Raw genomic sequence first — 10,964 nt, forward strand, 5'->3', positions numbered from 1 at the left:
GGCCCTTCCTCGTGAGCGGGGGAGGTCAGCCGCCGGGTGTGTACCCCTCGGCGACGGACGAGGCCTCGGCCTCACGGACGACCTTCATACCGCCCACCGCGTCCTTGGCGGGCTGCAGGATGACGCTCTCCTTCGAGGACGCGGCCTTCGGGTCGGTGAAGTCCTGGGTGATGCCGAACCCCGGGTCGAACGCGTCGATGGTCAGCAGGGCCTTGTCGACGCCCTCGCGGGTGAGGTCCTTGGCCGCGCAGGCCTTCTTCAGCGCCTCGCCGAACGCCGACGCGGCCGTCCAGCCGGCCACCACGCCGTTGTCCAGGGAGTCCTTCGGATAGGCGGCCTTGTAGTCCGCGACCAGCTTCTTCGCCTCCGGGGTGTCCGCCCCGATCGGCAGCGAGGGCGAGGCCACGTAGTAGTTCGCCTCCAGGGCCGGGGCGGCCGCGGTGCCGAGGAGCTGCGGGGCGAACGCCGAGTTGTTGCCGATGATCGGCACATTGAACTTGCCGGCCGCCGCGACCCCGACGAGCGAGGCCGCCTGCCGCGGTCCCGCACTGATCACGACGGCCTTCACCCCGGCCTTCTTCAGCGCGACGACCTGGCCGGTCATGTCGTTGTCCGTCGGCTTGATCTTCTGCTCGACGACCTTGAGCCCGGCCTGCTTGGCGATGTACCGGGAGCCCGTCAGGGCGTTCTCGCCGTAGTCCCCCTCGAAGTACACATGGCCGATCTTGTCGCCCTTCTTGAGACCCTTCTCCTTCATCAGGAAGTCGATCGCGTTGATCGTCTCGATGTCGTACGTGGAGCCGATGGGCCGGATGTAGGGGCTGCCCAGCAGGGTGGCCGACCAGGCCTGCGGCAGGACCAGAGCCTTGTCCTGGCCGTCGATGCGCTGCTTGACGGCCGCGACGAAGGGCGAGCCGATGAACTGGGTGAAGCCCAGCACCTTCGGCGCCAGCTCCGTGTAGCCGGAGACGGCCTTCTGCGGGTCGTAGCCGTGGTCGCGGACCGTCAGCGCCAGCTTGTAGCCGCAGACGCCGCCGGCGGCGTTGGTCTGCTTCACATAGAGCTGCTGGGCCTGGGTGACACTCTTGCCGAGCGTCGCGTAGACGCCCGTCATGTCGGTGAGCACCCCGAGCCCGATCGTCTTGCCCGAGATCCCTTCGCCGGTCTTCACCCCGCCGGCCGCCTGCTTGCCGTCACCGTCGTCCTTGGCCTTGGAGCTGCAGCCGGCCAGCACGAGCAGGGCTGCCAGCGCCCCCGCGGCCAGCCTCGCCGTGTGTGTCGTTCTCATCGTTCCTCCCCTGGAGTGGCCCCGGGACGGGGTTTGACGCGAAGCCGGGCGGCCACCCTGACCAGGCCGCCCGGAAGAAAGAGCACCACCGCCACGACGGCGGCGCCGTACAGGTACCGGGCCGCCTCGCCGGGCGCGATCCCGCCCGTGCCCGGGTCGGAGACCAGGGGCAGCGCGTCGCTGTAGCGGGTCAGCAGCTGCGGCAGCAGCGAGACGAAGACGGCCCCCACCACCGCCCCGGCGACCGAGCCGAGCCCGCCGATGACGATCATGGCGAGGTATTCGAGCGAGAGCGTGATCCCGAAGTAGTCGGGCACCGTGCGCTGGAAGACCAGGGCGAGCAGCACCCCCGCCAGGCCCGCGTACATCGAGGACAGGACGAAGACGGCGGCGCGGTAGCGGGCGACGGGTACGCCGATCACCCCGGCCGCGATCCGGTGGTCGCGGATCGCGTTCATCGCCCGGCCGGGTCGCCCGCGCAGCACCCCGCGGGCGAAGAGCCCGCAGCCGAGAAGCAGCACCAGACCCGCGTACCAGAGCTTCTCGGCCGAGCCGAACGGCACCGCCGCGACGACGAGCTCACGGTCGTCGAAGGTGAGGCCGAAGAGGCTCAGCGGCGGTACGTCGCGGCCGTTGAAGCCACCCGTCACGTCCCGTGCGTTGAACAGGACGTGCTGTCCGATGAAGATCAGGGCGAGCGTGGCGATGCCGAGGTAGGCGCCGCGCAGTCGCCCCGCGATCGGGCTGAACACACCGCCGGCGATTCCGGAGAAGGCCACGGCCAGCACGGCCGCGAGCCAGGTCGGCAGCCCCAGACCGGTCAGTCCGTCGCCCCCGTCGGCCGCGAACACGCAGTAGCCGTACGCACCGACCGCGAGGAAGAAGGCGTGCCCCATGGAGAGCTGCCCGGTCGCTCCGGTGAGGAGGTTGAGGCCGATCGCGCCGATCGCCGCGGCCATCGCGAACAGACCGGCCTGGAGCCAGAAGCGGTCGAGGTAGAACGGCAGCGCCAGCAGCAGGACGGCTCCGGCGGCCCGGAGGACGGTCCGGGTGCCGGGCAGCCGGACCGTGCGGTGGCGAGCGGTCCTGGGCGCGCTGCCCGCCTCGTCGCGGGTGAGGACCTCAGACACGGGCGAGCTCCTTCGTACCGAACAGCCCGGCGGGCCGGATGAGCAGGATCGCGACCATGACCACATAGGGCGCGAGATCGCCGAGGCCGCGCCCGAGGAAGGTGAGGTCGCTCTGGTAGCCGGTGGCCAGGGACTCGGTGACCCCGACGAGGAGACCGCCGACCAGCGCGCCGGTCGTCGAGTCGAGGCCGCCGAGGATCGCCGCGGGGAACGCCTTGAGCGCGGCCAGCGAGGTGGCGCGTTCGAGGCCGGGTGTCGGGAAGACGGTCAGGAACAGCGCGGCGACGGCCGCGAGGCCGCCCGCCACCGCCCAGGCCCCGAGGGACACCCGGCCGAGCCGGACCCCCATCAGGGCCGCGGTCTCCGGGCTCTCCGCGGCGGCGCGCATCGCCACGCCCCAGGACGTGTAGCGGAAGGCCAGCAGAAAGGCCGTGATGAGCAGGGCCGCCGCGACGAACGCCGCGATCCGGGTGTGGGCGATGGAGACCGGCCCGACGGTGAGGACGGCGTTGCCCCAGGGGTCGCCCAGCGCGAGGACGTCCGTGCCGATACGGCGGGTCAGCTCGGTGGTGAGCAGGATGTCGACGCCGATGGTGACGATGGCGAGGACGCTCTGGTCGGAGCCCCGGTAGCGGCGCATCACCAGGAACTCCACGGCGGCCCCCACCAGCGCGGCGCCCGCGACACCGGCGAGCAGGGCGGGCCAGAAGCCGATGTCGTCGTGGAGGGTCGCGGTGACATAGCCGCCCGCGAGCAGCAGGGAGGCGTGCGCGAAATTGACGACCTCGGTGGCCCGGAAGATGACGACGAAGCCCAGGGCGATGAGGGCGTAGACCGAGCCCATGGACAGGCCGTTGAGCAGGAGTTCGACGAAGGTGCTCATGACGCGGTCTCCTCTGGCTCGGCGCGCTCGCCCAGATAGGCACGCACCACCGCCGGATCGTTCTGTACGTCTCCGGGGGCGCCGTCGGCGATAAGGCGCCCGAAGTCCAGTACGGTCACCGAGTCCGCGAGCCGCATGACCACCCCCATGTCGTGTTCCACCAGCACGATCGAGATGCCGAGGCTGTCGCGGACCCCGGCGACGACCGCGGCGGTACGGCGCCGTTCGTCGGCGGTCATGCCCGCGACGGGCTCGTCCAGGAGCAGGACCCGCGGCTCCATGCACAGGGCCCGGGCGAGCTCGGCGAGCTTCTGCTGCCCGTACGGGAGCGAACCGGCGGGCCGGCCGAGCTGCTCCTCCAGACCCACGAACGCGGCGATCTCGCGGACGCGTTCGCGGTGCCGCCGGTCCTCGCGCGCCGCCGCGGGCAGCCGCAGCCCCGCGGCGAGGAATCCGGCGCGGGTCAGCCGGTGACGGCCGAGCAGCAGACAGTCCTCGACGGTGGCGTGCGGTGGCAGGGCGAGGTTCTGGAAGATTCGGGCCACCCCGAGCCCCGCGATCCGGTGCGGCGGCAGGCCGGTGAGCTCGTGCTCCCCGAGGCGGACGCTTCCGGCGGCGGGCCGGCAGACACCGGACAGCACGTTGAAGCAGGTGGATTTCCCGGCACCGTTCGGGCCGATGAGGGCGTGTACGGTGCCCGGTCGCACGGTGAAGCTCACCGCGTCGAGCGCGGTCAGTCCCGCGAACCGGACCGTCACGTCCCGGACGGCGAGCGGCGGGATGTCGGAGGCCACGGCGGTCCCGGTGACCCCGGCGGTCTCGGCGGCGGCGTGTGTCGCCGCGCTGTGGTGTTCTTCCACGGTGGGTTCACCCCTTCCATCGGGACAGGGACGGGAGGCCGTCGCGCGCGGGTGCCCCGTCGGCCGCGGCGTCCTCGTCGACCACGCCGAGATAGCGACGCCGCACCTCGTCGGAGGCGGCGAGCTCGGCCGCGGGGCCGGACAGGGTCACCTCGCCGACCTCCAGGACGTAGGCCCTGGAGGCGAGTCGCAGCGCGAGGGCCGCGTTCTGTTCGACGAGCAGGACGGAGGTGCCCTGTTCGTTGATCTCCCGCACGGTGTCGGCGATCCGCGCGGCCATCAGCGGGGCGAGCCCGAGGGACGGTTCGTCCAGCAGCAGCACCTTGGGGGCGCCCATGAGGGCCCGGCCGACCGCGAGCATCTGCTGCTCACCGCCGGACAGCAGTCCCGCGCGCTGCTGGGCGCGGTCGGCGAGGACCGGGAACAGGTCGTGCACGCGCCGCAGTGCGCGTGCCCGGTCCACTCGGCTGCCGGTGCCGCCGAGCGCTCCGGCGCGCAGATTGTCCGCGACCGTCATCCGGCTGAACACCCGCCGCCCTTCCGGGACTTGGGACACCCCGGCGGCCACCACCCGGTCCGGCGCCAGCCGGTCCAGCGGTCGTCCGCCCAGCGTGACCGTGCCGCCGGTGACCGCTCCTCCGTGGAAGGAGAGGGTCCGGCACACCGCCCGCAGCAGCGTCGACTTGCCCGCGCCGTTGCCGCCCAGGACCGTCACCACGGTTCCCTCGGGAACCTCCAACGACACGTGACGCAGCGCGCGTACGGGGCCGTATCCGACCGACAGTTCCCGCACGAGCAGAGCGGAACCGCCCATGGCACCTCCCTTGTCCTTGCTCGGTGTGGCGCTCACCTCAGCACCGGCGGACACCCCCGTCCACGGGGTACGGCCGAAACGCGGCGGGAGCCCAGCGGTGGCGCCCGCCCGTTGTGCACGCGCACAACACCGCGTGTCAGGGGCCTGTGCGACCCCGTCTCCGGGTGGCATCCTCCGGCCATGGGAGGGCGCAGACCGCGGACCGGTCATGACTGGAAGCTGCTCGCGGAGTCGTGTACGGCTCTGCTGGACCGGCTGCCCGAGCTCGTCGACGAGCACGTCAGGCAGCTCACCGAGTACTCCGCCGTCTACGGACAGGTGCTGCCGTACGACCAGCAGTGGCGGGAGGCGGAGACCGCGACGCGGATCGGCATCCAGGCGATCTCCGCGCCGCGGGACTCACCACGCCGCGATCTGGAACACGCCGAGGCGGCGGGCCGGCGGCGGGCCCAGCAGGGGCTGCCGCTCGAACTCCTCGTACACGCCTACCGTGCCGCGGGCTATCTGGTGTGGGACGCGCTGATGGAGAGCGCGGCGAGCCGGGAGCCCGAGCGCCTCGCGGTGCTCATGCGGTGCGCCACGATGGTCTGGTCGGCCGTGGACGCGCAGGCCACGACCGCGTCGGAGTCCTACCTAGCCACCGAACGGGAGTTACGGCGGCGCACCGACGAGCAGTTGCAGGCCCTGCTCGACGCTCTGCTGGAGGGCCAGGAGGCACCGGGGCTCGCGGCACGGGCGGCCGCCGGGCTCGATCTGCCCGAGCACGGACCGTACGCGGTCGTGGTGCTGCGGACGGAGCGCCACGACGGACGGGACGGCTGCGTCCGGCCGATGCTGGGGGCGGGGCTGCGGTTCATCTGGCGGATGCGGGCCGACTGCGAGATCGGGGTGGTGGCGCTGGACGCCGACCAGGGCCTGGACGCGGTGGCCCGGCTGCTCGACGGACGGCGCTCGGGTCCGGGCGGTATCAGCCCCGTGGTCTCGGGACTCGGCGAGCTGGGCCGGGCGCGGCGGTGGGCCGAGCTGGCGCTGCGCACCTGTCCGCCGGAAGCGACCGCCGTCGTACGCCTCGATCAGCGGATGCCGACGGCGCTCGTCGTCAGCCAGCCGGAGCTGGCGGACCGGCTGGTGTCGGACGTGTTCGGCGCGCTGCTGGAGCTCGAACCGGGCGACCGGGCCGTGCTGATCGAGACGCTGGACATGTGGCTGGCCTGCGAGGGGTCCGCGGGACGGGCCGCGGGACGCCTGTACTGCCACCGGAACACCGTCTTCAACCGCCTGCGCCGGCTGGAGCAGCTGACGTCCCGCTCACTGGCCCGCCCCCGCGACCTGATCGAGATGACCCTGGCCCTGGACGCCTACCGGCTGGCAGGCACGAGGGCGGTCGCGGGGACGGGTACGGGGATGGGGATGGGGACGGGACGGTGAGACGGCGGCGTCGGACGCCTGTCGTCAACCGTCAGGCGCCCGACGACAGGTGTCCGACAACAGGCGACAGCCATCAGGCGTCCGGCGACAGGCGACAGGCGACAGAGCAGGGCGGCGGACCGCCCTGGGGGCCGAAGGGGCGACGAACCCCTCGGGCCTCAGACCAGGAAGTCCCGGCCGATGTTCTCCGCCACCCGCTCCAGGATCGGCCCCGCGTCGGAGATGCACTTCGCGATGTCGGGCTCGACCTCGGTGAGGGGATACGCCCGCCGGATGCCGGCCCTGCCGAGCGCCTCCGGCGGGAGCGCGAGGCGGCCGCAGACCGCGACGACCTCCTTGCCCTCGGCACGGGCGGCCGCCGCGACCCCCGCGGGCGCCTTTCCGTGCAGCGTCTGCTCGTCGAGGGACCCCTCACCGGTGATCACCAGCGTGGCGCGCTCCAGCGCGACCGCGAAGCCGAGGACCTCGAGCATCACCTCGATGCCGGGCCGGAAGCGGGCGCCGAGCACCAGAGCCCCGTAGCCGATGCCGCCGGCGGCGCCCGCGCCGGGCGCGGAGGCGTACCCGGCCCCCTTCGGCCCGATCGCCTTCTCCAGGACGGTCGCGAAGTGGGCGAGCGCGGTGTCCAGCGTCGCCACGTCGTCGGGACCCGCCCCCTTCTGGGGGCCGTACACGGCGGGCGCGCCCTTGGGGCCCGTCAGCGGGTTGTCCACATCGCTGGCGAGGACGAGGTCGACCGCGGAGAGCCGGTCGTCCAGGCCCGACAGATCTGCGGTCTCCACGTCACGCAGTGCCGCGCCGCCGGGAGCCACCGGCTCACCGCGCGCGTCGAGGAAACGCGCGCCGAGCGCGGACAGCATGCCCGCGCCGCCGTCCGTCGTCGCGCTGCCGCCCACGCCGAAGACGATGGTGCGCGCACCGGCGTCCAGTGCCGCGCGCAGCAGTTCCCCGGAGCCGTACGTCGAGGATGAGAGAGGGGCGAAGACGCCCTTGGGCAGCCGCTGCAACCCGCTCGCCTCGGCCATCTCCACGACCGCGATGTCACCGCGCAGCGCGTACGCGGCGGTCACCTCGTCGCCCAGCGGTCCGGCGACGCGCACCTCGCGGCGCTCGAATCCGGCCGCGACCGCCGCGTCGACGGTGCCGTCACCACCGTCGGCCACGGGCAGCGACTCGACCTCGACCCGCGGCGCGACCCGGCGCAGTCCGGCCGTCACCCGCTCCGCGACCTGCACGGCCGTCAGCGATCCCTTGAACTTGTCCGCGGCGATGAGCACACGCGGGGTCCGATTCACTGCAGCGTCCGCCACCTTGCATTCCCCTTGCTTCCGGGCCTTGCACACGTCAAGGCAGTCGCGCCGCTGCGACCTTAACCGGAGGAAGCCCCCGCCGTCATGCCCCGCCCAGCCCGCGGGACGAGCTGCGGGACGGGCTACGGGGCGGGCTCCGGGACGGGTTGCGGGGCGGCCCGCTGCCGACGCTCCCGGGTGCGTGGCATCGGCGGCGTCGAGGGCGCCCGGAGCGCCCGCTTCCGTGCCCCAGCGAGCATCCCCGCCCGGAATTGGGTAGACCGGAGCCATGACCCCTGTGGGCACAGACATCGCCGACCGCGTCCTCGGGGGCTGGCTGGGCCGGATCGCGGGCAACATGCTCGGCAAGCCGGTCGAGCAGGGCGACCACTGGACGCGGGACCGGATCGACCGCTATCTGCGGCAGGCCGCGGCCCTGCCCCTGACCGACTACCTCCCCGCGCCCGCCGAGGACGCCCCCGGCGGCGAGTTCGAGCTGCGGCCCGAGTGGCGCAGCTGCGTGCGCGGCCGCATCCACGGCAGCTGCCGTGACGACGACGTGGACTACGCGATCCTCGGGCTCGACCTCCTGGAGACGCACGGCTTCTCGTTCAGCACCGAACAGGTGGGTGACCTGTGGCTGCTGCGCCTGCCCTATCTCCAGACGTTCACGGCGGAGCGGGCCGCGTACCGCAACCTCGCCCAGGGTCTGAAACCCCCGCTGACAGCGACCTACGAGAACCCGTACCAGGAGTGGATCGGCGCGCTGATCCGCGCCGACGTCTACGGCTGGACCTGCCCGGGGCTGCCGCAGCGCGCCGCCTCGCTGGCCCGCCGGGACGCCGTCCTCTCGCACACCGGCAACGGCGTGTACGGCGCGATGTGGGCGGCGGCGCTGATCTCCGCGGCCTTCACCGCCCCGTCCGTCCGGGACGCGCTGGACACGGCACTCACCGTGATCCCCGCGAGCAGCCGCCTGGCCCGCACCGTACGCCGGGTGCTCACGCTTCACGAGACCCGGATGACCTGGGAGGACACGCTCACCACGGTGTCCGAGGAGACCGCCGGGATGGGCTGGATCCACACGGTCCCGAACGCGGCGGTCCTGACCGCCGGGCTCCTGTACGGCGACGGCGACTTCACGCGCACGATCACGCTGACCGTCCGCGGCGGCCTGGACACCGACTCCAACGGCGCGACCGCCGGCTCCGTCGCGGGCGTCCTGTGCGGGGCGGAAGCGATTCCCGCGCAGTGGAAGGACCCGCTGGAAGACACCGTCCGCAGCGCGGTGTTCGGCTTCGACGGGGTACGGATCAGCGAGCTCGCGTCGCGCACGGTCGCGTTGGCGGAAGTCGGGGCCGGAGCCCGGATCTAGCGTGCGGCGGGCCGGTTCGTCCTGACCGCGGGGGCCGAAGTGCCGTACGTCCGAAGGGTGTTGGAGTCGGTGCCCCGGCTCGCTCCCTTGTGTATCCGCGCGCGGCCGGGCAGCGAGTCCGGGGAGCATCCGCGTCCGGGGAACGTCGGGACGCGCTCGATACCCTTCCTGGGTGACCACTTCGGACTTCGCCGCATACATCGCCGGTCTGCCCCGTGTCCTCGCCGGGGCCGCCGCTCTCTTCCTCGACGCCGAGGGGCGGGTACTGCTCGTCGAGCCGAACTACCGCGAGGGCTGGGCGCTGCCGGGCGGAACCGTGGAGTCGGACGCCGGGGAGAGCCCCCGGCAGGGTGCGCGCCGCGAGACGGCCGAGGAGATCGGCCTCGACGTGGAGCTCGGACGGCTGCTGGCCGTCGACTGGGTCCAGGGGCCGGGGCGCCCGCCGCTGGTGGCGTATCTGTACGACGGCGGAGTGCTCGGCGAGCACGAACTCAAGGCGATCCGCCTGCAGGAGGAGGAGCTGCTGTCCTGGCGGCTGGTGCCGCGCGAGGAACTGGCCGCGTATCTGCCGGGCGCGCTGGGCCGTCGTGTGCTCGCCGGACTCGACGTCCTGGCGAACGGCTCGGGGACGGCGGAACTGGAGAACGGCCACCGGGTGGGCTGACCCGGGCGCAGGACGCGCGGGGCTCGGCACAGCGACCTGCCCCTGGGCCACCCGGCACAGGGACCTGACCCCCGGTGGCCCCGGGCGTGCCCGTGTGCGCCCGCCTCACACGCGGGACCGCGGCGCGCGCCATGCCTCGGCGGCCGAGGGCTCACCCCCTCGGCCGCCGGGCCCGCGTTCTGGTCTCCCGTCGAGGATCGTGCGCGGGTCAGCCGAGGATCCTGCGCTTCTGTTCCTCGAATTCGGCTTCGGTGAGGACGCCCTGGGCCTTGAGGTCCCCCAGCTGCTTCAGCTGATCGATCTTGCTGGTCATGTCGTCCGCCGGCGCGGCGGGCGGGGGCGGGGGCGCAGCGGCGGGCGGCGGCTCCTGGTACTGCTGCTGGGCTTCCTGCTGAGCCCATCGCCCCTGCTGACGACGTGACACACGGTTCGAGACGGCGGTGGCGGTACCGGCCACGACGGCGGTGCGGGCGACCCCGCGGAGGAGACCTGGCACGGTGGTTTCCTTTCAGGCACGAGGCGAAGGGAATGCCCCTCAAGGGATTCGATCCCTCTCGGTGTGCCGAATTCCCGGCGCACCGGACAGGTCCATTGGAGCACCGTACGCATTCCCCCGCACATCGGTCTCGGCCCCGACCGGCGCGGTTTCCGACGATCTGCCGGTCCGTCATTCTCGTGGCAAGCTGAAATGTGGCCACCGACCGTCACCCGATCGGTGGCGAGGTCTATCAGAAGGAGCTCGCAATGGCTACGACGGGTACGCACCGGCAGGGAACCGCCGGCAGTTCGGGCGCGTGGGTGTCCGGCTGGACCGCCTTCGCCGGGGTCATGATGATCTTCGGCGGTGCGATGGCGATCTTCCAGGGCATCGCCGCCATTGCCGAGGACGACGTCTTCGTCACCACCCGCAACTACGCCTACAGCTTCGACCTCACGAGCTGGGGCTGGATCCACCTCACCCTCGGCGTCCTGGTCGTTCTCGCCGGCATCGCCGTGTTCCGCGGACTGCTGTGGGCCCGCATCGTCGGCATCACCCTGGCGGGCCTGGCCATGATCGCCAACTTCATGTGGCTCCCGTACTCCCCTGTGTGGGCCAGCGTTCTGATCGCCATCGACGCCTTCGTCATCTGGGCGCTGTGCGTCGGGTCCGGCCGGGACGCCCGTACCGACTAGAACCTGACCGGCCGCGCTTCCTCAGCGCGCTCCGACCGGCAGCGGCCCCGCACCGAGGTG

11 protein-coding genes are annotated in these 10,964 nt (G+C 72.6%); 4 read left to right on the forward strand and 7 right to left on the reverse strand.

What is annotated here, in order from left to right; translation table 11 throughout:
- Positions 1-25 precede the first annotated feature (25 nt).
- The 5 genes from ACFWBT_RS15150 to ACFWBT_RS15170 form a co-directional block, all read right to left on the reverse strand.
- Complete coding sequence (locus ACFWBT_RS15150) at positions 26-1,288, reverse strand: ABC transporter substrate-binding protein (protein WP_385699932.1); 1,263 nt, start codon at positions 1,286-1,288, stop codon at positions 26-28.
- Positions 1,285-2,418, reverse strand: a complete 1,134-nt coding sequence (locus ACFWBT_RS15155) for a branched-chain amino acid ABC transporter permease (protein ID WP_385699935.1) — start codon at positions 2,416-2,418, stop codon at positions 1,285-1,287. The genes ACFWBT_RS15150 and ACFWBT_RS15155 overlap by 4 nt, the downstream gene beginning before the upstream one ends.
- On the reverse strand, positions 2,411-3,301 hold the full coding sequence (locus ACFWBT_RS15160) for a branched-chain amino acid ABC transporter permease (protein ID WP_266763814.1): 891 nt from the start codon (positions 3,299-3,301) through the stop codon (positions 2,411-2,413). Before ACFWBT_RS15160 ends, ACFWBT_RS15155 begins: the two co-directional genes overlap by 8 nt.
- On the reverse strand, positions 3,298-4,083 hold the full coding sequence (locus tag ACFWBT_RS15165) for an ABC transporter ATP-binding protein (RefSeq protein WP_385699954.1): 786 nt from the start codon (positions 4,081-4,083) through the stop codon (positions 3,298-3,300). Before ACFWBT_RS15165 ends, ACFWBT_RS15160 begins: the two co-directional genes overlap by 4 nt.
- Before the next feature lie 85 nt (positions 4,084-4,168).
- On the reverse strand, positions 4,169-4,975 hold the full coding sequence (locus ACFWBT_RS15170; protein ID WP_385699957.1) for an ABC transporter ATP-binding protein: 807 nt from the start codon (positions 4,973-4,975) through the stop codon (positions 4,169-4,171).
- Between the two features lie 180 nt (positions 4,976-5,155).
- On the opposite strand from ACFWBT_RS15170, the gene ACFWBT_RS15175 reads away from it, so the two are divergent.
- Positions 5,156-6,403 carry a PucR family transcriptional regulator gene (locus tag ACFWBT_RS15175; RefSeq protein WP_385699938.1) on the forward strand — a complete coding sequence of 416 codons (1,248 nt, stop codon included), beginning with the start codon at positions 5,156-5,158 and terminating at the stop codon, positions 6,401-6,403.
- Between the two features lie 158 nt (positions 6,404-6,561).
- On the opposite strand, the gene ACFWBT_RS15180 is transcribed toward ACFWBT_RS15175, so the two are convergent.
- Positions 6,562-7,713 carry a glycerate kinase gene (locus ACFWBT_RS15180; protein ID WP_385699941.1) on the reverse strand — a complete coding sequence of 384 codons (1,152 nt, stop codon included), beginning with the start codon at positions 7,711-7,713 and terminating at the stop codon, positions 6,562-6,564.
- Positions 7,714-7,981: 268 nt separating this feature from the next.
- Here ACFWBT_RS15180 and ACFWBT_RS15185 point away from each other — a divergent pair, with 268 nt between their 5' ends.
- Positions 7,982-9,067, forward strand: coding sequence for an ADP-ribosylglycohydrolase family protein (locus ACFWBT_RS15185; RefSeq protein ID WP_385699942.1), 1,086 nt, complete (start codon positions 7,982-7,984; stop codon positions 9,065-9,067).
- 172 nt (positions 9,068-9,239) lie between these two features.
- A complete protein-coding gene (locus ACFWBT_RS15190) occupies positions 9,240-9,731 on the forward strand; it encodes an NUDIX domain-containing protein (protein WP_385699944.1) in 492 nt (163 codons plus the stop codon).
- Between the two features lie 208 nt (positions 9,732-9,939).
- Here ACFWBT_RS15190 and ACFWBT_RS15195 read toward each other — a convergent pair whose 3' ends face one another.
- Positions 9,940-10,227, reverse strand: a complete 288-nt coding sequence (locus ACFWBT_RS15195) for an SHOCT domain-containing protein (protein ID WP_385699947.1) — start codon at positions 10,225-10,227, stop codon at positions 9,940-9,942.
- Positions 10,228-10,475: 248 nt separating this feature from the next.
- On the opposite strand from ACFWBT_RS15195, the gene ACFWBT_RS15200 reads away from it, so the two are divergent.
- On the forward strand, positions 10,476-10,904 hold the full coding sequence (locus ACFWBT_RS15200) for a hypothetical protein (protein ID WP_385699950.1): 429 nt from the start codon (positions 10,476-10,478) through the stop codon (positions 10,902-10,904).
- The last annotated feature ends 60 nt before the right edge of the window (positions 10,905-10,964 follow it).

The sequence above is a fragment of the Streptomyces sp. NPDC060027 genome, assembly GCF_042737005.1.
GTDB lineage: Bacteria > Actinomycetota > Actinomycetes > Streptomycetales > Streptomycetaceae > Streptomyces.

What these genes read in the sequence shown, in the direction of transcription:
- ACFWBT_RS15150 (WP_385699932.1), bottom strand. Translation starts at nt 1,288, where the DNA reads ATGAGAACGACACACACGGCGAGGCTGGCCGCGGGGGCGCTGGCAGCC.
- ACFWBT_RS15160 (WP_266763814.1), bottom strand. Translation starts at nt 3,301, where the DNA reads ATGAGCACCTTCGTCGAACTCCTGCTCAACGGCCTGTCCATGGGCTCG.
- ACFWBT_RS15170 (WP_385699957.1), bottom strand. Translation starts at nt 4,975, where the DNA reads ATGGGCGGTTCCGCTCTGCTCGTGCGGGAACTGTCGGTCGGATACGGC.
- ACFWBT_RS15175 (WP_385699938.1), top strand. Translation starts at nt 5,156, where the DNA reads ATGGGAGGGCGCAGACCGCGGACCGGTCATGACTGGAAGCTGCTCGCG.
- ACFWBT_RS15185 (WP_385699942.1), top strand. Translation starts at nt 7,982, where the DNA reads ATGACCCCTGTGGGCACAGACATCGCCGACCGCGTCCTCGGGGGCTGG.
- ACFWBT_RS15200 (WP_385699950.1), top strand. Translation starts at nt 10,476, where the DNA reads ATGGCTACGACGGGTACGCACCGGCAGGGAACCGCCGGCAGTTCGGGC.